18 protein-coding genes are annotated in these 20921 nt (G+C 68.0%); 10 read left to right on the forward strand and 8 right to left on the reverse strand.

Going from position 1 to position 20921, the window contains the following annotated elements; all coding sequences use genetic code 11:
• Positions 1 to 87: 87 nt before the first annotated feature.
• The 3 genes from M1L58_RS12945 to M1L58_RS12955 are packed head-to-tail and all read right to left on the reverse strand — an operon-like array spanning position 88 to position 3930.
• Positions 88 to 2439, reverse strand: coding sequence for a glycoside hydrolase family 65 protein (locus M1L58_RS12945; protein WP_006867380.1), 2352 nt, complete (start codon positions 2437 to 2439; stop codon positions 88 to 90).
• Positions 2436 to 3158 (reverse strand): HAD family hydrolase, encoded by a 723-nt coding sequence (locus M1L58_RS12950; RefSeq protein ID WP_248659184.1) that lies wholly within the window; start codon positions 3156 to 3158, stop codon positions 2436 to 2438. The genes M1L58_RS12945 and M1L58_RS12950 overlap by 4 nt, the downstream gene beginning before the upstream one ends.
• A gap of 58 nt (positions 3159 to 3216) precedes the next feature.
• On the reverse strand, positions 3217 to 3930 hold the full coding sequence (locus tag M1L58_RS12955) for a GntR family transcriptional regulator (protein ID WP_248659185.1): 714 nt from the start codon (positions 3928 to 3930) through the stop codon (positions 3217 to 3219).
• A gap of 123 nt (positions 3931 to 4053) precedes the next feature.
• On the opposite strand from M1L58_RS12955, the gene M1L58_RS12960 reads away from it, so the two are divergent.
• From M1L58_RS12960 to M1L58_RS12980, 5 genes are all read left to right on the forward strand, one after another.
• Entirely contained in the window at positions 4054 to 4893 is an 840-nt protein-coding gene (locus M1L58_RS12960; RefSeq protein WP_154882708.1) for a PhzF family phenazine biosynthesis protein, read from the forward strand.
• Positions 4894 to 4934: 41 nt separating this feature from the next.
• Positions 4935 to 5849 carry a TatD family hydrolase gene (locus M1L58_RS12965; RefSeq protein ID WP_248659186.1) on the forward strand — a complete coding sequence of 305 codons (915 nt, stop codon included), beginning with the start codon at positions 4935 to 4937 and terminating at the stop codon, positions 5847 to 5849.
• 175 nt (positions 5850 to 6024) lie between these two features.
• Complete coding sequence (locus tag M1L58_RS12970; RefSeq protein WP_248659187.1) at positions 6025 to 7152, forward strand: transglycosylase family protein; 1128 nt, start codon at positions 6025 to 6027, stop codon at positions 7150 to 7152.
• On the forward strand, positions 7116 to 8018 hold the full coding sequence (gene rsmA / locus M1L58_RS12975) for a 16S rRNA (adenine(1518)-N(6)/adenine(1519)-N(6))-dimethyltransferase RsmA (protein WP_248659188.1): 903 nt from the start codon (positions 7116 to 7118) through the stop codon (positions 8016 to 8018). Before M1L58_RS12970 ends, rsmA begins: the two co-directional genes overlap by 37 nt.
• A 77-nt stretch (positions 8019 to 8095) precedes the next feature.
• Positions 8096 to 8455, forward strand: coding sequence for a GNAT family N-acetyltransferase (locus M1L58_RS12980; RefSeq protein WP_248659189.1), 360 nt, complete (start codon positions 8096 to 8098; stop codon positions 8453 to 8455).
• Here M1L58_RS12980 and M1L58_RS12985 read toward each other — a convergent pair.
• Complete coding sequence (locus tag M1L58_RS12985; protein WP_006867388.1) at positions 8435 to 9427, reverse strand: LLM class F420-dependent oxidoreductase; 993 nt, start codon at positions 9425 to 9427, stop codon at positions 8435 to 8437. The genes M1L58_RS12980 and M1L58_RS12985 overlap by 21 nt on opposite strands.
• Positions 9428 to 9532: 105 nt before the next feature.
• Here M1L58_RS12985 and M1L58_RS12990 point away from each other — a divergent pair, with 105 nt between their 5' ends.
• The 3 genes from M1L58_RS12990 to M1L58_RS13000 are packed head-to-tail and all read left to right on the forward strand — an operon-like array spanning position 9533 to position 12408.
• Positions 9533 to 10198, forward strand: coding sequence for an HAD family hydrolase (locus tag M1L58_RS12990; RefSeq protein ID WP_154882702.1), 666 nt, complete (start codon positions 9533 to 9535; stop codon positions 10196 to 10198).
• A gap of 58 nt (positions 10199 to 10256) precedes the next feature.
• Positions 10257 to 11207 carry a 4-(cytidine 5'-diphospho)-2-C-methyl-D-erythritol kinase gene (locus M1L58_RS12995; protein WP_006867390.1) on the forward strand — a complete coding sequence of 317 codons (951 nt, stop codon included), beginning with the start codon at positions 10257 to 10259 and terminating at the stop codon, positions 11205 to 11207.
• A 55-nt stretch (positions 11208 to 11262) separates the two neighbouring features.
• The gene (locus tag M1L58_RS13000; protein WP_006867391.1) at positions 11263 to 12408 is read left to right on the forward strand and encodes an alpha/beta fold hydrolase; all 1146 of its coding nucleotides are present in this window, start codon (positions 11263 to 11265) and stop codon (positions 12406 to 12408) included.
• Between the two features lie 67 nt (positions 12409 to 12475).
• Here M1L58_RS13000 and M1L58_RS13005 read toward each other — a convergent pair whose 3' ends face one another.
• The 4 genes from M1L58_RS13005 to M1L58_RS13020 all read right to left on the reverse strand — a co-directional run bounded on the left by M1L58_RS13005 (position 12476) and on the right by M1L58_RS13020 (position 17778).
• The gene (locus M1L58_RS13005) at positions 12476 to 14281 is read right to left on the reverse strand and encodes an ABC-F family ATP-binding cassette domain-containing protein (RefSeq protein ID WP_248659190.1); all 1806 of its coding nucleotides are present in this window, start codon (positions 14279 to 14281) and stop codon (positions 12476 to 12478) included.
• A 32-nt stretch (positions 14282 to 14313) separates the two neighbouring features.
• Complete coding sequence (locus tag M1L58_RS13010; RefSeq protein WP_248659191.1) at positions 14314 to 15198, reverse strand: SGNH/GDSL hydrolase family protein; 885 nt, start codon at positions 15196 to 15198, stop codon at positions 14314 to 14316.
• A gap of 187 nt (positions 15199 to 15385) precedes the next feature.
• Positions 15386 to 16543, reverse strand: coding sequence for an acyl-CoA dehydrogenase family protein (locus M1L58_RS13015; RefSeq protein WP_248659192.1), 1158 nt, complete (start codon positions 16541 to 16543; stop codon positions 15386 to 15388).
• Positions 16544 to 16581: 38 nt separating this feature from the next.
• Positions 16582 to 17778: an acyl-CoA dehydrogenase family protein gene (locus M1L58_RS13020; protein ID WP_248659193.1), complete on the reverse strand. Its 1197-nt coding sequence runs from the start codon at positions 17776 to 17778 to the stop codon at positions 16582 to 16584.
• Between the two features lie 387 nt (positions 17779 to 18165).
• Here M1L58_RS13020 and M1L58_RS13025 point away from each other — a divergent pair, with 387 nt between their 5' ends.
• Both M1L58_RS13025 and M1L58_RS13030 read left to right on the forward strand, forming a co-directional pair.
• The gene (locus tag M1L58_RS13025) at positions 18166 to 19587 is read left to right on the forward strand and encodes an MFS transporter (RefSeq protein WP_248659194.1); all 1422 of its coding nucleotides are present in this window, start codon (positions 18166 to 18168) and stop codon (positions 19585 to 19587) included.
• A gap of 154 nt (positions 19588 to 19741) precedes the next feature.
• Positions 19742 to 20875, forward strand: a complete 1134-nt coding sequence (locus tag M1L58_RS13030) for a thiolase family protein (protein WP_248659195.1) — start codon at positions 19742 to 19744, stop codon at positions 20873 to 20875.
• The last annotated feature ends 46 nt before the right edge of the window (positions 20876 to 20921 follow it).

Raw genomic sequence — 20921 nt, forward strand, 5'->3', positions numbered from 1 at the left:
CCCTGACACAGTGTGAGGGTCAAGAAAGCGTATGACGTTGTACCCGGAATCCGGGCACAACGTCATACGGGTCGAGAGCGTGCTCGTCTAGATCTCGCGACGGTAGGGCTCGCAGCCCGGAGGCGCCTTGGGCGGTTCCCGGTACTCGAGGTCGGGGATCTTCATGCTCACCGGTGCCGACGTGAGGGTGAACTTCTCGCCGTGATGCGAGAGATCGATCGGCGGTCCGGACAACAGCCGGTAGGTGGCGTGTTCCTTGTCCACCGCGACCACGAACTTCGACTCCCGCACGATCATGCGGAAGGACATGTACGTCAACCGGCTCGGCAACCGCGGCGCGAAGGTGATCTGCCCGCCGAAGTCGCGCATGCCGCCGAAGCCCGCGACACAGTCGGTCCACGCGCCGGCGAGCGCGGCGATGTGGAGACCGCTGCTGACGTTGTTGTGCAGGTCGTGCAGATCGGTGAACACCGACTCGGCGAGCAGGTCGTAGGCGAGGTCGAGATAACCGACCTCGGCGGCCGTCACCGCCTCGCAGCACGCCGAGAGCGAGGAGTCGCGCACGGTGATCGGGTAGTAGTAGTCGAAGTTGCGGAGCTTCTGCTCCGCGGTGAACGAGTCGCCGAACAGGTAGGTCGCGAACACCAGGTCGGCCTGTTTGACCACCTGTTTCCGGTAGAGGTCGTAGTACGGGTAGTTAAGCAACAGCGGATAGCGACCGACGGACGATTCGAAGTCCCAGGCACCGAGCAGCGTGAACGACTCGCACTGCTGGTGCACGCCGAGCGCGTCGTCGTAGGGGATCGACATGTCGTCGGCGCACGACTCCCAGTGCGCCGCTTCGGCTGTCGTCACCCCGAACTGCTCGGCGAGGTCGGGACGCCGATGGACGGCGGCCACCGCGTCGCGCAGGTTCTGCTGCGCGGCGAGATTGGTGAAGGTGTTGTTGTTGACCACGGCGGTGTACTCGTCGGGGCCGGTGACGCCGTCGATGCGGAACCTGCCGTTGACGTCGTGGTGTCCGAGGCCGGCGAACAACCGGGCGGTCTCCACGAGAAGTTCGACGCCGCACTCGGTTTCGAACTGTTCGTCGTCGGTGGCGCGCAGGTAGCGGGCGGTGGCGTTGGCGATGTCGGCGGACACGTGCACACCGGCCGTGCCCGCGGGCCAATAGCCCGAACACTCGTCGCCGTTGATCGACCGCCACGGGAACATCGCGCCGCGCTGCCCGAGCTCGGCAGCGCGGGCCTTCGCCTTGTCCATGGTGGCGTGGCGCCAGCGGAGTTCCTCACCGGCCGCCGCGGGCACCGTGTAGGTGAGCATCGGCAGGATGAAACTCTCGGTGTCCCAGAAGGTGTGGCCGTCGTAGCCGGGACCGGTGAGGCCCTTGGCCGGGATTGCGCGCGACTGCCCGCGGGCACCGGCCTGCAGGACGTGGAACAGTGCGAACCGAACCGCCTGCTGGAGTTCGGGATCCCCGTCGAGCTCGATGTCGGCGTCGCGCCAGAAGTCCTCGAGGTAGCGGACCTGGTCGGCCTTGAGTGAGTCCCAACCGGTCTCCATCGCCATCGCCAGCGCGGCGTCGACCTGTGCGCGCAGCGCCGGGACCGAACGTCGGGCCGACCAGCCGTAACCCATGTACTTGGTGAGGGTCAGGCTCTTGCCCTTCGGCACGTTCGCCGCGATGGTGAGGCGGGCGAGGTCGCCGTCGGCACGGATGAAGGTGTCGGCCTTGTCCGGGAAGTAGATCTCGTGATCCATGCCGGCCGCGATGTGCAGGCCGGACTGCTTGGTGTGGTGGACCAGCATGCCCCAGTAGTTGCGGCAGGTCGCGAGGTCCGACACCAGCGGGGCGTCGAGCGCCGCCGCGAGACGCGGGTCGTTGCCGGGGGCGGGGACCGGCTCGTTGGCCAGCAGGTCGGACTGCAGGACGAGCTTCATGTCCTCGTCGACGGGCTCCACCTCGTAGCGGATGGCCGCGATGGTGCGCTTGGTGAACGAGACGAGTCGTTCGGATTTGATGCGCACGGTCCGGCCCGTCGGCGACGTCCACAGCGTGTGTCGACGCAGCGTGCCGGTGCGGAAGTCCAGGGTCCGTTCGTGTTCTTCGGTACGGCCGTACCGAAGATCCATCGGCTCGTCCTCGACGAGCAGACGGATGATCTTGCCGTCGGTCACGTTGACGACGGTCTGGCCCGATTCGGGATAGCCGTAGCCGCTCTCCGCGTAGGGGAGGCCGCGCAATTCGTAGAAGCCGTTGAGGTAGGTGCCCGGGTGGTCGACCGGTTCACCCTCCTCGAAGGTGCCGCGTAAACCGATGTGTCCGTTCGACAACGCGAACAACGTCTCGGTGCGGCCGAGCATGTCGAGGTCGACTCCGCCGCTCCACTTCAGCTGCCACGGGTGGATCTCGAACCCGTGTGGCTTGTCCGCGCTCATGCGGGCAGCAATTCGTCGAGATCGTTGACGACGATGTCGGCGCCGGCGGCGCGCATCGCCTCGGCCTGTCCGCCGCCGACCCGATCGATTCCCACGACGTAGCCGAACTTGCCTGCGCTACCGGCCTGTACGCCGGAGATGGCGTCCTCGAACACCGCGGCCGCGGTCGGCTCGACGCCCATGAGTTCGGCCCCGAGGAGATAGGAGTCGGGGGCGGGTTTGCCGTTGAGTCCACGCGCGGCGATCTCGAGACCGTCGACGCGGACCTCCACGAATTCCGACAGGTCGGCAGCTTCGAGCACTGGTCCTCCATTCTTCGACGACGTCACCACCGCGATGCGCAGACCCGCCTCGCGTGCCGCATTGAGGTATCGCACCGAACCCGGATAGGCATGACCACCGTCTTCGGCGAGGCTGACGAGGAACATGTCGTTCTTGCCGTTCCCGATCGCGGTCACGGTCGCGGGATCGACGTCGGTGATCCCGCGCGACGCCAGAAAGGCCCGCACACCGTCCTCCCGGGGGCGTCCGTCGACATAGTCGAGGTAGTCCTGGTCGGTGAACTCCGCGAAACCGGGCGCGTCGACGCCGCCCGCCCGTTCGGCGAGGAAGGCGTCGAACGTCTTCTTCCATGCCTTGCGGTGGAGCACCGCGGTTTCGGTGAGGACCCCGTCGAGATCGAAGAGCGCGACAGTGATCACTTCTGGCAATCCCAACACGATTCGCAACGCTACCCGCCCGAGTCGGGTAAGTCGCGGTGAAGCGCGATAGCGCGCGTCAGGCGGAGCCGACGGTGTGTGCTTCGGTTGTCGGTGAACGGCCTTCATCCCAGAAACCGATCGATTCCAGTTGCGCGATCAGGCGGTCGCGCGCGTCCTCGAAGGCGGCGACGATCTCGGCCTTGATGCCCGCGGTGTCGCCCGTGCGCAGCAGCTCGATGAGGCGTCGGTGGCTGGCCGCCGCGGACCGGCCCCACTCCGTGTCGCTCGAATACAGCTGTAGCGGATTGTATTTGCTGGCGGAGTACTGGAACCAGGCGAGTTTTCTGCTCTCGGCCATCAGGTGCACCTTGCGGTGGAAGGCGAATTCCGCGGACAGCACCTCTTCGGCGCGTCCGGAGTCGACGGCTGCCTCGAGGTCGTCGGCGAGTGCGGCCAGTTCGCCCAGATGCTGCTCCAGGTCCGGGTTCTCGGCGGCATGACTCGCGAGGCGCGCGGAGAGTTCGGCCTGTATCCAGAAGATGTCGACGATGTCGCCTCGGGTGAGCGTCTCGACGATGAAGCCGCGGTGCAGGGCCTGCTTCACCAGTCCCTCACCACGGAGGGTCGCGAGCGCCTCGCGGACCGGGGTGACACTGCACCCGAGTGCCGATGCCGTCTCGTCGAGCCGGACGAAGTCTCCCGGTCGCAGGATTCCGGTCATGATCCGGGTGCGCAGGTAGTCGGCCACCTCTACGGCCAGCTGTGTCCTGTGTAGTGGTCCGGGCGTCATCGACTCTTCCGTCCGTGTGCGTCGGTCAATCGACCTTAACCGCCGCAGGGCCCTACCGGCCGGTATCCGTTCACCCGGGAAACTCCGTGGCCGATGCGTGAACCCCTTTGAGACGATGGCGCCATGACTCGTCGTTTCGCTCAGGTCGATGTGTTCTCCTCCACCGGCACCGAGGGCAACCCCGTGGCGGTGGTCGTCGACGGCGGTGGGCCCGGCGCTCCCATCGCCGAGGACCGGATGGCGGCGTTCGCCCGCTGGACCAACCTCTCGGAGACCACGTTCGTGCTGCCGCCCACCGATCCGGCCGCCGACTACAAGCTGCGAATCTTCACCCCGGACGGGGAGCTGCCGTTCGCCGGTCACCCGACCCTGGGATCGGCGCACGCCTGGCTGACCTCGGGCGGCCGGCCGAAGGGGGAGGACGTCGTGCAGGAGTGCGGCGTCGGACTGGTCCGCATCCGCCGATCGGGTCCACGACTCGCCTTCGCCGCGCCGCCGCTGCGCCGATCGGGTCCGGTCGCGGCGGAGACCGTCGACGAGGTCGTCGCCGCACTCGGCGTCGATCGGGATGAGGTGCTCGCGGCGGAATGGGTCGACAACGGTCCCGGGTGGATGGTGATCCAGCTGGGATCGGGGGAGCGGGTGCTCGAGGTCCGCCCCGACATCCCGGCCCTCGGCGGCCACGAGGTCGGCCTGCTCGGTCTCTACTCGTCCGGCGACGTCTTCGCCGAGGTCCGCGCCTTCGTCCCGGGCATCGGCGTGCCCGAGGACCCGGTCACCGGCAGCCTCAACGCGGGGATCGCGACCTGGCTGCGGGCGACGGGGCAGGCGCCGGAGAGTTATGTCGCCGCCCAGGGTGGGGCCATCGGTCGCGCCGGTCGCGTCCACGTCCACGACGACGGGGAGAACATCTGGGTCGGGGGCGACACCGCAACCGTGATCGAGGGCACAGTCGCGCTGTAGTCGGGCACGAGACGTCGCGGGTCTGTGTCAAGGTGTTTGCCATGAGCGACGCCAGCGACGCCGCAGAGGGAGCCCCCACCGGCGCGCCTGCCGAGACCCTGAGCAACAAGGCGGCCAAGAAGCGTCGTCGGCGCGAGCCGCCGCCGGACCCGACGCCGTTGCCAGGGCTCGTCGACGCCCACACCCACCTCGCGGCGTGCGGTGGGCGGGACGCCGAGTCGGTCCGCGCCATCCTCGACCACGCCCAGGCGGTCGGCGTCGACCAGGTGGTGACGGTCGCCGACGACATGATCGACGCCCGCTGGGCGGTCGCCGCGGCGGAGTGGGACGACCGGGTCTACGCGGCCGTCGCGCTGCATCCGATGCATGCGGGCGATCTGAACGACGAGACCGCCGCCGAACTCGAGCAGATGGTCCGTCATCCGCGGGTGGTCGCGGTGGGTGAGACGGGTCTGGACTACTACTGGCCGGGTAAGTCCGACGACTGCGCGTCGCCGGAGGTGCAGCACGAGACGTTCCGGTGGCACATCGACCTCGCCAAACGGGTCGGCAAGCCGCTGATGATCCACAACCGGGAGGCGGATCGGGATCTGCTCGACATCCTGGCCGCCGAGGGCGCTCCCGACACCGTGATCATGCATTGCTTCTCCGGTGACCGAAATGTGGCCCGTGAATGCGTCGACCGCGGGTACGTCCTGAGCTTTGCCGGGACTGTGAGCTTCGCCAATGCCGAGGAGCTGCGCGTCGCCGCCGAACTCGTACCCGACGAACAGATCCTCGTCGAGACCGACGCGCCGTTCCTGACCCCGCATCCCTACCGTGGCCAGCCGAATCAGTCGTACTGCCTGCCGTATACGGCGCGGGCGATCGCTGAGGTCAGAAGAGTGTCCGAGGACGAGATGGCGCGTCTGTTTTGCGCCAATGCGCGGCGCGTCTACAACATCCCTTTGCCATAATCTGGCCGGTTCGTTATCGTACTGTGATCCCGCTCGGCCAGAGCGACACATCCGGCTCTCAGCGGTTCAGTCTTGTGATGCCCACGCATCCCGAACAGCTCGGATGGGTCTCCCGGTCGCGGCGGCGCCTTGTTCCCGACCAGATTGTTGTGCCTTGCCTTCTCTGCCTCCCTCAGTGTCGCCCAAGTCGGTCTTCTCCAAGATCAACGGGACCGATTCCCTGCGTGCCCGCCTGGCGGTGGGAGCCGTCTGCGCGACCGTTGCCGCCGGTGGTGTCATGGGCGTCGCGATGCACAAGACCGTCACCATCGACGTCGACGGACAGACCCGTCAGGTGTCCACGATGGCGATGTCGGTGGAGAGCCTGCTCGAGTCCGAGGGTCTCGCCCCGGCCGACGGCGACAAGGTCAGCCCGTCGCTCGACTCCGGTTTCGGCGAGGGGCAGACCATCAAGGTCAACCGTCTGAAGAAGCTCACCCTCGACATCGAGGGTGAGCGCGAGACCATCATCACCAACGCCTCCACCGTGGACCAGCTGCTCGAGGAGCGGGGCCTGGAGCACGCCGCCGAGGAAGCCGACTTCGGCACCGACGAACTGCCCGTCGACGGCGGCAAGATCGACGTCGCCCTTCCCAAGCCGGTGCACCTGGTGGACGGTTCGGCCAAGAAGCGCCCGGTCGTCGCCGCCCACACCGTCAAGGACCTGCTGGAGGCCCTCGGCACGCCGCTCGGCGCCGAGGACAAGGTCGTGCCGGCCGCCGACACCGAGGTCACCCCCGACCTGAAGATCGTCGTCACACGCATCAAGACCGAGGACGTCACCGTCACCGAGCCGGTCGCCCCGCCGGAGATCAAGAAGGAAGATCCCACCCTCGTCCGCGACCGCAAGGTCGTCGAGAAGAAGGGCACCCCCGGTGAGGCGCGGGTGACGTATAAGGTCACCAAGGTGAACGGACGAGTCGTGAAGCGCGACAAGCTGACGAGCGAAGTGCTCAGCGAGCCCGTCGCCGCCACCGTCCGTATCGGCACCAAGCCGGGTGCTCCGTACGTCCCGCCGGGCTCCGTGTGGGACGCCCTCGCGCAGTGCGAGGCCACCGGCAACTGGGCCATCAACTCCGGCAACGGGTTCTACGGCGGCGTGCAGTTCGACCAGAACACCTGGGAGCGCTGGGGCGGCCTCGAGTACGCACCGCGCGCCGACCTCGCCACCCGCGAAGAGCAGATCGCGATCGCCAAGAAGACCCAGGCCGCCCAGGGCTGGGGCGCATGGCCGTCGTGCACGTCCAAGTTGGGTCTCCGCTGAACGACGACACGCCAGGCGACGCACCGCGGCTCCTCGGACCCGCGCAGATCCGCGAGCTCGCCGCCGAGGTCGGTGTCCGGCCGACCAAGACCCTCGGTCAGAACTTCGTCCACGACGCGAACACGGTGCGCCGGATCGTCACGGCCTCCGGCGTAGGTTCCGACGACGTCGTCCTCGAGGTCGGCCCCGGACTCGGTTCGCTGACCCTCGCCCTTCTCGGCACGGCGGGCCGGGTCGTCGCCATCGAGATCGATCCGATTCTGACGCAACGGATTCCGCAGACCGTCGCCGAATACGCGCCGGCGCAGAGCGGCAACTTCGACGTCGTGCTCGCCGACGCCCTGCAGGTGACCCGCGACGACCTGCCCGTCGTGCCGACGGCTCTCGTCGCCAACCTCCCGTACAACGTCTCGGTCCCGGTGCTGCTGCACCTGCTCGGACTGTTCCCCGAGATCACGACCGCCCTGGTGATGGTCCAGGCGGAGGTGGCCGACCGGCTCGCCGCGCCGCCCGGCAGCCGCACCTACGGCGTGCCGAGTGTGAAGGCTCGCTACCACGGCCGCGTGAGTCGCGCAGGTGCGGTGGGGCGCAACGTGTTCTGGCCCGAACCCAAGGTCGAGTCCGGTCTCGTGCGCATCGAACGCACCGACGACTACCCGATCGACCCGGTCTTCCGGCAGACGGTGTTCGCCGTGATCGACGCGGCATTCGCACAGCGCCGCAAGACGATGCGGTCGGCACTGGCCGGCTGGGCGGGCTCCCCGGCCGAGGCCGAACGCCGGCTTCGCGCCGCCGACATCGATCCCGGCATCCGCGGCGAGAAACTCGACGTCGACGACTTCGTGCGCCTGGCCCGCACCGTCTGACGAAACCCGCTGGCCCGCCCCTCGAGTGCGGTCGTACCGTGGTAGGGGCAACGAACGATCCCCGACCGAGGTCTGTCATGTCCGAAGCGCCCAATCTGACGACGCCGCGCCTGCGGTTGCGCCCACCCGAGGACCGTGACATCGACCCGATCGTCGAGGCCTGTCAGGACCCCGGAATCCAGCGGTTCACCCTGCTGCCGAGCCCCTTCACGCGTGCCGATGCCGAGAAGTTCGTACGCGAGATCTCGCGCGCGGAGGGCTCGCGCGTGTGGACGATCGAACTTCTCGACGGTGGATTCGTCGGCGTCGCCGGACTCCATTCCCGCGGTGAAGGCGTTGCGTCACTGGGCTATTGGTGTGCCGCGTGGCAGCGCGGGCGCGGTTCGATCTGGAAAACCACGGAGGCGTCTGAATTCTCAGCTCGACGCCGCGCGTAACTTCTCCAACAGCTCCGGGGCGGCGTCCCGCAGGAAGTCATCCTGCGTCTCGCCGCCGATCTGGACGAGTGCGACGTCGGTGAATCCGGCCTCCCAGTAGGGCTTCACGGCCTCGACGATCTTGTCGAGATCGGGCCCGCACGGGATGTTGGCGGCCACGTCGTCGGGGGTGACGTACTGGGTCGCGGCCGCGAAGCCCGCGGTGGTGCGGAGGTCGGCGTTGACATCCCAGCCGCCGGCGAACCACCGGAACTGGTCGTGGGCCCTCTCGACGGCGGCATCGCGGTCCGGGCCCCAGCTGATCGGGATCTGCCCGATGGCGCGGGTGCCCTTGCCGTCGATCGTCCCCGTGGCCGCCTGCGCGTTCCAGGAGGAGATGAGGTCGGCGTTCGGTTCGACCGCGATCAGATGATCCGCCAGCGGACCGAAGGTCTCGATCCCGGCGTCGCCGGCCACCGCGACGCCGATCGGCACGGGCTGCTCGGGGAGATCCCAGATGCGCGCGGCGTCGACCTGGAAGAACTCGCCGCGGAAGTCCACGAGGTCGCCGGAGTGTAGTTTGCGGATGATCTCGATCGCCTCGGCGAGCATGTCCTGACGGTCGGTGACCGCGGGCCAGCCCGCACCGACGACGTGCTCGTTGAGGTTCTCGCCCGAACCCAACCCGAGGGTGAAGCGGCCGTCGGCCAGGATCTGCAGGGTCGCGGCCTTCTGCGCGATGATCGCCGGGTGATAGCGGATCGTCGGGCAGGTCACGTAGGTCATCAGCTCGACGCGTTCGGTCGCGTGGGCCACCGCGCCCAGCACCGACCACGCGTACGGGGCGTGCCCCTGCGAGGACAGCCACGGGAAGTAGTGGTCGCTGGACACCTCGAAGTCGAAACCGGCGCCCTCGGCGCCGACGGCAAAGCGGACGAGGTCCTTGGGGCCGGCCTGCTCGGTCATCAGGGTGTACCCGAATCGGGTTGGCATGGGGACTCCTCTGGCGGTACGTCTCTACGAATGATCGGTCGTTGCGGTGTAGCCCCGGAGCCGGTTGGGTAAACCGGATTCTCTCTATCCGGAAGGAAAGCGCAGATGCCAGACACCACCTCGAGTGATGTGGACACCGTGCTGCTCGACGTCGACGGGACGCTGATCGACACGACCTATCTCCATGCGCTGGCCTGGATGCAGGCCTTCACCGCGCGAGATCTCACGCCGCAGTGGTGGGAGGTCCACCGCGCCATCGGGATGGGTGGGGACCGGCTCGTCGGCGAGATCTGCGGCGATGATGTCGAGGAGTCGCTGGGCGACACCCTTCGTGACGACTGGGAGCGGCACTACCGCAAGCTGTTACCCGACGTCCGGCCGCTGCCTGGCGCCGTCGACTTCGTCCGGGGACTGCTCGACGCCGGCTACCGGGTCGCGCTCGCCTCGTCGGGCAAGGCCGAATTCACCGACGCCGCACTGGAAGTGATGGGTTTCGAGCGGGCCGATCTCGCGGCGGTCACGTCGTCGGACGACGCGGACGATTCGAAGCCGGCACCCGACATTCTCGAGGTGGCGTTGAAGGAGGCCGGCGGCGGGCGGGCGATCGTCGTCGGGGACACGGTGTGGGATGTCGCCTCTGCCCATCGGCTCCCCGCCGAGTGCGTCGCGGTCCGGTCCGGGGGATTCGCCGAGGCCGAACTCCGCGATGCGGGTGCCGTCCTGGTCGTCGACCACGTCGGGGAACTCGCGCGACGTGGATGGCGGCCCTGAGTCGCCGCGCAGCAGCCCTGAGCGCGTATCCGCACCGGCCCGACTAGTCTGACTCACTGTGTCGCGAACGTCGCTGTCGGTGGTAACCGACTCGGTCACCGCGCGCGCCCCGTCGAAGGTGAACCTCCACCTCGGTGTCGGCCCGCGCCGCGATGACGGCTACCACGATCTGGTCACCGTGTTCCAAGCACTGTCGTTGCACGACGACATCCGGGTGGCCCGCGCTCACGAGCTGTCCGTGACGGTCCGGGGTGAGGGCGCAGGTTCGGTGCCCGCCGACGCCTCCAACCTCGCGGCCCGTGCCGCACAGGCCCTGGCCGGGTGGGCGGACCGTGCGGGGCACGTCGCCATCCAGATCGAGAAGACGATCCCGGTCGCCGGGGGTATGGCCGGCGGCAGCGCAGACGCGGCCGGTGCGCTCGTCGCGCTCGCGCACCTGTGGAAGCTCGACATCTCCCGTGACGAACTCGCCGAGATCGCCGCCGATCTCGGGAGCGACGTCCCGTTCGCCCTCCACGGCAACACCGCGCTGGGCACCGGCCGCGGTGAGCAACTGATGCACGTGCTCTCCCGCGGCGAGTTCCACTGGGTGCTCGCCCTTGCACGCGAGGGTTTGTCGACCCCGGCGGTGTACAAGGAGCTGGACCGGCTGCGCGACAGCAGGTCCGGTGACGTCGACGACGACGGCGACTTCCTGCGTTCCCCCGACGACCTGATGCAGGCCCTCGCCTCCGGTGACCCCCGCGCGGTGGCACCGTTGCTGCACAACGATCTCCAGCCGGCCGCGCTGAGCCTCCAGCCGACGCTGCGTCGCACACTGCGGGCCGGTGTCGACGCAGGTGCCCTCAACGGGATCGTGTCGGGGTCGGGCCCGACGTGTGCGTTCCTCTGTGCGGACGAGCAGTCCGCGGTGAACGTGGCCGCCGAGCTGTCGGGAGCGGGTGTCGCCCGCGCGGTCCGCACCGCGAGTGGCCCCGCACCGGGAACCCGCGTCCTCGGCACGAACTGAGACCGCCGCGACTCCCTGACCTCGTCTTCTCGCGGGAGTCACTACAGTTGTCCGGGTGCTCCGCAGACTCCTGACCGCCGTGGTGACGTTCGTTGTCGCAGTGCTCGTCGGCGTCGGGTCGCTCGCGTCGACGCCGCCGTCGTCGGCCGCGGCCCCCGACAACGGATTCGTCTTCACCACCACCGACGTCCCTGACGACCAGCTCCCGTCGGCAGCGGCCGCCGGAACCCGTCTGACCTACGCCACGCGGGACCAGCGTGGTCGTCCGGCGATGGCGACCGGCGTCTACTGGGTCCCGCGCGGCACACCGCCGGCCGGGGGTTGGCCGGTGGTCTCCTGGGCACACGGCACCGTCGGTATCGCCGACGAGTGTGCGCCGACGAAGCACCGACTGGGGGACGGGGTCGAGGCACCCGTCCGGGCCGCGCTCGACGCGGGTTACGCGGTGACCGCCACCGATTACGCCGGACTCGGATCGGCCGGGGAAACCGACTATCTCGGCGGTGCCGCCGCGGCGTACTCGATCATCGACATGATCCGCGCCGCCCGTTCGGTGGACGCCGCGCTGGGCAGCTCCTGGGTGTCGGTCGGACATTCCCAGGGGGGTCACGCGGCACTGCATGCGGCGCACCGTCAACCGGCGTACGCCCCGGAGCTCCCGGTCAAGGGTGCGGTCGCGATCGCCCCGGTCTCGAACCTGGAGAATCTGTTCGGCCTGTTCGGACCCCGGATTCCCGGGCTCGGCGCCCTGAACGGCTTGAGTGCGCCGTTCCTGTACACCCTCGCGGGCCTCGACCATTCGCAGCCGGAGCTGAAGATCGGGGACTTCCTCACCGACAGCGGCAAGCGGTTCCTGGACAGGTCCCGCGCCCGCTGCAACGGCGACGTCGTCGCCGCGCTGAGGTCGGTATCGCCGGGATCGCTTGTCGCGTCGTCGTTCACGAAGGACCAGAAATTCCGCGACGCGCTACGGGCCTACGCCGAGGTCCCCACCGCCGGCTACCCGGCGAAGGTCACCATCGCCCACGGCATGCTCGATCCGATCCTGCCGTACCCGTTGAGCCGTTCGCTGCGGTCGTCGATGGAGCGCGGTGGCACCAACGTCGACCTGAAGACCTACGCCCGCGCAAACCACAGCAGCGTCGTCGACGGGTCGCTGCCCGATGTCATGACGGCGGTCCGGGAAGCTTTCGGGCGGTAGCGGTTTCGATACGCCTCGTCGCAGGCTCCTCGGCTGCTCGACCAGCGGGATCTGCTCGGTATCGATGTCACTCGATGGCTTCGCCGAGCTCCATCCAGCGTTCCTCGATCTCGGCGAGCTCGGACTCCATCTCCCGGATGCGTTCGGTCTCGGCGGACAGACCCTGATAGTCGGACTGGTCGTGGTCGGCGAGAGCGGTGCGGGCCTCGTCGATCTTGCTGTGCAGCTTGTCGATCCGACGTTCCAGTGATGCCAGCTCCTTGTTCGCCGCCCGTAGTTCCGCACCGCTGAGTGCAGAGGTGGGTTCGCTCGACGAGCCGCTCGAGCCGGGCGCCGTCGCGGAAGCCGTTTCTTTCTGTTGTGCCGCAAGGAGTTTCAGGAACTCGTCGACACCGTTGGGGAGGTGGCGCAACTTGCCGTTCATCACGGCGAACTGCTGGTCGGTGACACGCTCGAGGAAGTAGCGGTCGTGCGAGACGACGATGAGGGTGCCGGGCCAGGAGTCCAGCAGGTCCTCGAGGGCGGCCAGCATGTCGGTGTCGAGGTCGTTGGTCGGCTCGTCGAGGATCAGCACGTTGGGGGCGTCGAGCAGGATGAGCAGCAGCTGCAGACGACGCTTCTGCCCTCCGGACAGGTCCTTGACCGGAGTGGACAGCTGGGCACTGTCGAAGCCGAGGCGTTCGAGCAGCTGCGAGGGGGAGAGCTCCTGTGCCTTCGAGCCGGCGCCGAAGGTGTAGGTGGTCTGCAGGTCGGCGATCACCTTGCGGACCGGGTCGTCGAGGAAGCGGTTCAGGTCGTCGAGCCGCTGGGTGAGAGTGGCGACCTTGACGGTCTTGCCGCGCTTCACATTTCCCGCGGTCGGCTCGACCGTGCCCGCGATGAGCCCGAGCAGCGTCGACTTGCCTGCACCGTTCACTCCGAGGATGCCGGTCCGTTCACCCGGGGCGAGACGCCATTCGACTCCGTCGAGGACGTCGCGGTCACCGTAGGAAACCGACACGTCGAGGAGGTCGACGACGTCTTTGCCGAGGCGCGCGGTAGCCAGCGACTGGAGTGCGACCTTGTCCCGGACGGGCGGGACGTCGGCGATGAGTGCGTTGGCCGCGTCGACGCGGAACTTCGGCTTGGAGGTACGGGCCGGAGCCCCGCGACGCAACCAGGCGAGTTCCTTCCGTGCGAGGTTCTGGCGGCGTGCCTCGATGGTCGCGGCCTGCCGGTCACGTTCGACGCGCTGCAGGATGTAGGCGGCGTATCCACCCTCGAAGGGTTCGACGATCCGGTCGTGGACCTCCCAGGTCACCGTGCACACCTCGTCGAGGAACCAGCGGTCGTGGGTGACGACCAGCAGTCCGCCGGCGTTGGCGGGCCAGCGGCGCTTCAGGTGATCGGCCAGCCACGTGATGGCCTCGACGTCGAGGTGGTTGGTCGGCTCGTCGAGCGCGAGGACGTCGTGTTCGCCGGCGAGGAGCCGGGCGAGCGAGACGCGTCGGCGCTGACCGCCGGACAGGGAGCTCGTCGTGGCGTTCCAGTCGACGTCGCCGAGCAGTCCGCCGATCACGTCGCGGACCTTGGCGTCGCCCGCCCATTCGTGTTCGGGACGGTCGCCGACGACGGCGTGGCCGACGGTCTCGTCGTCGTCGAAGCGGTCGACCTGGTCCAGGACGCCGACGCGCACCCCGCCGCGAACGGTGACGCGGCCGGAGTCGGGTTGCTTGCGGCCGGCGAGCATCGCCAGCAGGCTCGACTTACCGTCGCCGTTGCGCCCGACGATGCCGATCCGATCGCCCTCGTTGACGCCGAGGGAGACCGAGTCGAAGACCTTGGTCGTCGGGTATTCCAGACCTAGGGTTTCCGCGCCGAGAAGATGAGCCACGCCGACCAGGTTAGTGACCGGTCATGCGCGCGCTACCGGCGGATCGCGCCGTTGACCATCATGGCGATCGCCAATGCTCCCGCCTGGTTGACGTGATACGGCATCGCGATCCGGTTCGACAGCGCGCTCTCGTACCAGGGATTGATCAGATTGCACGGATCATGTCCGAGTGACCCGCGATTGGCGTCGACGAAACGGCCCTCGACCTTGGTCGTGGCGCGCAGGAGAGCGTCGTTGGCGCGATGGAAGACCTGTCGCATCCACCGGGCGTCGGGGTCGCTCAACGGGATCAGCGGCCAGCATCCGCTGTTGCCGATGAAACCGCCGAGGCCGACGACGATGATCTGCGCGCGGGGCGCCTTCTTGCGGATCGCCCGGAGCGCCGGGGTGACGCGGTCCTCCATGCGCTGCACGCGCCACCGGACCTCGTTCTCGAGCTGCGGATTGTTCCGGCAGCGTCGGTCGGTGAGCGGCTGACGGATCTTGCACTGCGAGAGGATCGCGGCCCATTGCATGTCGTTGCCGCCGATGCTGACGGTGATGAGCTGGGCGTCGCGGGGGACCAGGTTCAGCTGCACCGCCTTCGCGCCACGCGGGGTGTGCTGCACGGTGCGATAGAGGTGCGTCGACTGCGCCCCGGCACACGAGATGTCGACGAAGCGCCGCGGCAGCGTCATCGCCGCCACGTACTTCGGGTAGTTGAGCGCCGACCGCTTGCAGCCGTCGAAGTAGCCCGGCGTCGGCGTGAAGAACCCGCCCGACGCACGTGAGTCGCCCATCGCGATGTACGGGCCGCCGGAGTAGCGGACGGGTGCCGCCTGCGCAGGGGATGCGGTCGCCGCCACCAGTGCCGTCACGAATGCGGTGATCAAGACCGCCGCCAGGACGCGTACCCCGCGCTTAGACTTCTGCACCAACTAAGCCCCTCATCCTCTTCGCTCAGCGAATATTAAGGCACAAGGCGACTGTCCGTGCGCAGAGTGCGTTATCCGTGCTGCTTCTCGACACTGATGTCGCACTCGGCGGGGGCAGCGTTACGTCGGATCACGTTGCGTTTTGTCCCGGAGAGCGGCACAAGACGCAACGTGATCACTGAGCGGGAACCTAGAGCCCCAGATCCTTCGCGATGATCGTCTTCATGACCTCGCTGGTGCCGCCGTAGATGCGCGTGACACGGGTGTCGGCGTAGAGGCGGGCGATCGGGTACTCGAGGACGTAGCCGTAGCCGCCGTGCAGCTGCAGGCACTTGTCGATGACCTTGCCCGCGGTCTCGGTCGCGAACAGCTTGGCGCGCGCCGCGTCGGGGACGGTCAGTTCGCCCTCGTTGTGCAGCTCGAGGGCACGGTCGACGATGGCGCGGATCGCCCCGACCTCGGCCGAGCATTCGGCGAGCACGAACTTCGTGTTCTGGAATGCCGCGACCGGCTTGCCGAAGACGTCGCGTTCCTTGGTGTAGGCGATGGCGTGCTGAACGGCCGCGGCGGCGGTGGCCGACGCCCCGATCGCGATGGTCAGACGCTCCTGGGCGAGATTGTGGCTGAGGTACTTGAAGCCGGCACCCTCCTCGCCGAGGAGGTCCTCGACCGGCACCTTCACCGAGTCGAAGGACAGCTCGGCGGTGTCGGACGCCTTGAGGCCGATCTTCTCGATCTTGCGGCCGACCGCGAAACCCTCGGACTTGGTGTCCACCACCAGGATCGACAGACCCGCACGACGGTTCTCGGGATCAAAGGGGGTGGTGCGGGCGACGACGAGGATGCGGTCGGCGAGGGCACCGCCGGTGATGAAGGTCTTCGCGCCGTCGAGCACGTAGTGGGAGCCGTCCTCGGACAGCTTCGCGGTGGTGGCGATGTTCGCGAGGTCCGAGCCGGTGCCGGGCTCGGTCATCGCGATCGCGAACATGATGTCTCCGGAACAGAATCCGGGGATCCAGCGCTCCTTCTGCTCCTGGGTCCCGTACTCCATCAGGTAGGGGAGGATCAGGTTCGAGTGCACCGAGTAGCTGCCGAAGGTGACGCCGGCCGCGGAGGTCTCCTCGGCGATCACCAGGGAGTAGGTGAAGTCGCTGACGCCGCCGCCGCCGAACTCCTCAGGGGCCTCGATACCCAGGACGCCGAGATCGCCGAGCCGGTTGTAGAACTCGCGCGGGGGATGGCCCTGCTTCTCCCAGTCGTGGTAGACGGGCGTGACCTCCTTGGCGATGAAGTCCCGGATCGTCTTGCGGAAGGCCTCGTGGTCCTCGGTGAAGATGCGACGCTGCATATCGGTTCCTAAAGGTGTTGGTGAAGAGAAGGATTGGGTTACTGCTCGCGGTACTCGCGCAGGAGTCCCTTGGAGATGATCTGCTTCTGGATCTCGCTGGTGCCCTCGCCGATGAGCAGGAACGGCGCATCGCGCATCAGGCGTTCGATCTCGAATTCCTTGGAATAGCCGTAACCGCCGTGGATGCGGAACGACGCCTGGGTGACCTCCGCGCAGTACTCGCTGCACAGGTACTTGGCCATGCCGGCCGCGACATCGTTACGCTCGCCGGAATCCTTCAGGCGGGCGGCGTTGACCATCATCAGGTGCGCGGCCTCGACCTTGGTCGCCATCTCGGCCAGCGAGAAGGCGATGGCCTGGTGCTCGGCGATGGGCTTGCCGAAGGTGGAGCGCTGCTGGGCGTACCTAACGCCGAGTTCGAAGGCGCGCTGGGCGATTCCACACGCCCGGGCGGACACGTTGACGCGGCCGACCTCGACCCCGTCCATCATGTGCGCGAAACCCTTGCCGGGCACGCCGCCGAGGATGTCGGTGGCGGGCGCGCGGTACCCGTCGAAGATGAGCTCGGTGGTGTCGATTCCCTTGTAGCCCATCTTGTCCAGCTTGCGGGGAATGGTCACGCCCGGGATCACCTCGCCGAAACCGGCGGGCTTCTCCACCAGGAAGGTGGTCAGGTTCTTGTGCGGGCGCTCCTCGCCCTCCTCGGTACGGACAAGGGCCGCAACAAGAGTCGACGACCCGCCGTTGGTCAGCCACATCTTCTGGCCGTTGATGACGTAGTTGTCCTCACCGTCGCGCTTGGCGGTCGTCTTGATGGCCGCGACGTCGGAGCCGAGTTCGGGCTCGGACATGGAGAACGCGCCGCGGACCTCGCCGGTGGCCATCCGCGGCAGGAAACGCTGCTTCTGCTCGTCGGTTCCGTGCTGGCGCAGCATGTACGCGACGATGAAGTGGGTGTTGATGACGCCCGAGACGCTCATCCAGCCGCGAGCCAGTTCCTCGACGCACAGTGCGTAGGTGAGCAGTGATTCGCCGAGGCCGCCGTACTCCTCGGGGATCATCAGGCCGAACAGGCCCATCTCGCTCATGCCGTCGACGATGGCCTGCGGGTATTCGTCCGCATGCTCGAGTTCCTGCGCATTCGGGATGATCTGTTTGTCGACGAAAGACCGCACGTTGGCGACGATCTCGGTCTGGATCTCGGTGAGGCCCAGGGTCTGCGCGAGACGGGTCATGGTGGTGTGTTCTCTCCCGTGAACGGGCGGTGCGGGGTCGCACCGACGGGTGGATGTGGGACGCAATGTGCAAGCATGCCGTCCGGCGGCCGCCCGAAGTAGACGCGATGCGCTAAGGGTGCGATAGCGCGGGCCAATGACACGCCGTCTCCGAAGGCGGATCGAACAGTGTTCGCGCCTAACCCTCCGATAGGGCCGACCAATGAACGCTGCTCAGGGCGTTGTGATCGCTGACACATAGGCTGTGGCAGTCGGAGCGTTCACCGAGCGCCTGTTGCGGCGACGGGATCACGGCCCGTTCAATCAGGTGCAGATGTGATCCACCCCACTGGATCGGCATCGTCCTCAGACCCCCCGATTCCATTCCCCCTGGAAGAGGTAACCCTCATGACGGTCACGACCGCCTCCGGCTCCGGCTCCGGCAGGAAGCCCTCGGCGTCCGCTGCTGCCGACGCCCCCATCACCTCCGACTTCGAGAGTGTTCCCACCCCGCGCGGCGGCTACGGCCCGCTCGGCGAACGCCGCCTCACCGCATGGGGGCTCACATCCCTGCTGGTGAGCCTGTACGTCATCAACTACGCCGACAAGGCCGTGCTGGGCATCATCGCAAAGCCGCTCCGTGTCGAGCTCGGCCTCACCGCAGCTCAGATCGGTCTCGTGGGCAGCCTGTTCTTCCTCACCTTCACCATCGGCGGCTTCTTCGCCGGTCTGCTCAACCGCTGGATGACGCTGCGCTGGTCGCTGGTCCTCCTCGGCCTGTGCTGGGCGGCGGCCATGCTGCCGATGATCGCGGTGGCGGGCTTCGCGGTCCTCCTCATCAGCCGGCTGTTCCTCGGCCTCGCCGAGGGGCCGTCGTCGGCGCTGCTGCACACCGCCGCCTACGCGTGGCACCCGCCCGCCCGCCGCGCACTGCCCGGTGCACTCCTCGCCGGTTCCGCATCGATCTCCAAGATCGCGATCGCCCCGCTGCTCACCGTGATCACGGTCAGCTTCGGCTGGCGCTGGGCGCTGTTCTCGCTGGCCGCCGCCGGTATGGTCTGGGCCGTCGCGTGGCTCACGGTCTGGCGCCCGGGCCCGTACATCGCAAGCGGCAAGACCAAGAAGGTCGACGGCACTGAGAAGGCCGAGGCCTCCCCGGCCGACGCCGAACCGGCCACCCCGTGGATCAAGATCTTCCTCGCGCCGACCTTCATCACCGGCGCCCTGCTGGTCATGAGCGTCTACGCACTGGTGTCCGTCGTGCTGACCTGGCTGCCGTCGTACTTCGAGGACGGCCTGGGATACAGCCAGTTGCAGTCCGGTTCGATGTTCGCCTTCCCGTCGATCGTCGGCCTCGCTCTCATGCTGCTGAGCTCGGTCACCAGCGACCGCATGATCACCAAGGGTGCATCCCCGCGGGTGCTCCGCATCGTTGTCCCGTCGGTCGGCGTCCTCATCTCCGGTGTCCTGCTCTTCCTGCTGCCCTCGATCAGCGCCCCGATCGTCTGCGTCCTGATCCTGTCGGTCGGCTACGGCTTCGCCGCCATGGTGTTCCCGCTGCTCAACGCCGCTGTCGCGGAGACCTGCCCGCCGCGCCAGACCGCAGGCACCCTCGGTGTGTTCCTGGCGATCATGGCCATCGGCGGCCTCGTCGCGCCGTACGCCACCGGCGTCATCGTCGACGCCGCGGCCACTCCGGCCGAGGGATATGCCACCGCGTTCCAGGTCCTCGGACTGGTCGCCTCGGTCTGCGCCGTGCTGGCGTTGGTCTTCGCCAACCCCGTGCGTGACCGCAAGCGTCTGCGCCCGAACGCGGTCCTGACCGCCTAGGCCCATAGGCAGCACCTCATCGTCCGTGAGCGGGAATCGACTTGTCCGCCAGACCTGTTCATGGTCGGCTCGATAGGACGGGTGATTTCCGCTCACGGACGTCCTCGGTTCCATCCACAACGCAATCCACTGCCCGACCTTCTTAGGAGACCTCATGCGCGATGCAGTGATCGTCGACGCCGTCCGCGCCCCGATCGGACGCCGCCGCGGAGCCCTGTCCGGAATCCACCCGGCCGACCTGTCCGCCCACGTCCTCGAGGCTCTCGTCGAGCGGACCGGGCTCGATCCCGCGGTCGTCGACGACGTCGTCTGGGGCTGTGTCAGCCAGTCGTCGGAGCAGGCCGGCAACATCGCCCGCACCGCGATCCTCGCGGCCGGATGGCCGGAATCGGTGCCCGGCACCACCGTCACCCGTGCCTGCGGTTCGAGCCAGCAGGCCGTCAGCCAGGCCGCCGCCGCGGTCATCTCGGGCCAGCAGGACGTCGTCATCGCCGGTGGCGTCGAGTCGATGAGCCGTGTCGCGATGGGCAGCTCGGCCCCCAACGGCGAGCACCAGCCGGCGACCGTCCTCGACCGCTACGGCATCGACAAGTTCAGCCAGGGCCTCGGTGCGGAGACCATCGCCTCCAAGTGGGGCTTCGACCGCACCCGTCTCGACGAGTACTCCTTGCGCTCACATGAACTCGCGGCTGCTGCCGTCGACCGCGGTGCCTTCGACGGGCAGCTCGCCCCGATCTCCGGTGTGCTCGAAGGTGACGAGGGCATCCGCCGTGGCGGCACCCTGGAGTCGCTCGGCAAGCTCAAGCCGGCGTTCGCCGAGGACGGCGTCATCCACGCCGGCAACTCCTCGCAGATCTCCGACGGGTCGGGTGCACTGCTGATCATGTCGTCGGAGACGGCGAAGTCGCATGGGCTGACCCCGATCGCGCGCATCCACACCGCTGTCGTCGCCGCCGACGACCCGGTCGTCATGCTGACCGGCCCCATCCCGTCGACGGCCAAGGCGCTCAAGCGTTCCGGTCTGTCGATCGACGACATCGGCGCCTTCGAGATCAACGAGGCCTTCGCACCGGTGCCGCTGGCCTGGCAGGCCGAGACCGGCGCCGACATCGAACGGCTCAACCCGCTCGGCGGCGCGATCGCCGTCGGACACCCGCTCGGTGGCTCGGGCGCCATCCTGATGACCCGCCTCGTGCACCACATGCGCGACAACGGGATCCGCTACGGACTCCAGTCGATGTGTGAGGCCGGCGGCATGGCCAACACCACCATCCTCGAACTCCTCTGACCCCTCTGCTCGAAGCCGGCCGGCTCCACGCCGGCCGGCCAGAAGT

This window comes from Gordonia sp. C13 (genome assembly GCF_023218005.1).
GTDB classification, from domain to species: domain Bacteria; phylum Actinomycetota; class Actinomycetes; order Mycobacteriales; family Mycobacteriaceae; genus Gordonia; species Gordonia namibiensis.

What these genes read in the sequence shown, in the direction of transcription:
- M1L58_RS13015 (WP_248659192.1), bottom strand. Translation starts at nt 16,543, where the DNA reads ATGCAGCGTCGCATCTTCACCGAGGACCACGAGGCCTTCCGCAAGACG.
- M1L58_RS12990 (WP_154882702.1), top strand. Translation starts at nt 9,533, where the DNA reads ATGCCAGACACCACCTCGAGTGATGTGGACACCGTGCTGCTCGACGTC.
- M1L58_RS12960 (WP_154882708.1), top strand. Translation starts at nt 4,054, where the DNA reads ATGACTCGTCGTTTCGCTCAGGTCGATGTGTTCTCCTCCACCGGCACC.
- M1L58_RS12985 (WP_006867388.1), bottom strand. Translation starts at nt 9,427, where the DNA reads ATGCCAACCCGATTCGGGTACACCCTGATGACCGAGCAGGCCGGCCCC.
- M1L58_RS12980 (WP_248659189.1), top strand. Translation starts at nt 8,096, where the DNA reads ATGTCCGAAGCGCCCAATCTGACGACGCCGCGCCTGCGGTTGCGCCCA.
- rsmA (WP_248659188.1), top strand. Translation starts at nt 7,116, where the DNA reads ATGGCCGTCGTGCACGTCCAAGTTGGGTCTCCGCTGAACGACGACACG.
- M1L58_RS12955 (WP_248659185.1), bottom strand. Translation starts at nt 3,930, where the DNA reads ATGACGCCCGGACCACTACACAGGACACAGCTGGCCGTAGAGGTGGCC.
- M1L58_RS13030 (WP_248659195.1), top strand. Translation starts at nt 19,742, where the DNA reads ATGCGCGATGCAGTGATCGTCGACGCCGTCCGCGCCCCGATCGGACGC.
- M1L58_RS13020 (WP_248659193.1), bottom strand. Translation starts at nt 17,778, where the DNA reads ATGACCCGTCTCGCGCAGACCCTGGGCCTCACCGAGATCCAGACCGAG.
- M1L58_RS12945 (WP_006867380.1), bottom strand. Translation starts at nt 2,439, where the DNA reads ATGAGCGCGGACAAGCCACACGGGTTCGAGATCCACCCGTGGCAGCTG.
- M1L58_RS13025 (WP_248659194.1), top strand. Translation starts at nt 18,166, where the DNA reads ATGACGGTCACGACCGCCTCCGGCTCCGGCTCCGGCAGGAAGCCCTCG.
- M1L58_RS12965 (WP_248659186.1), top strand. Translation starts at nt 4,935, where the DNA reads ATGAGCGACGCCAGCGACGCCGCAGAGGGAGCCCCCACCGGCGCGCCT.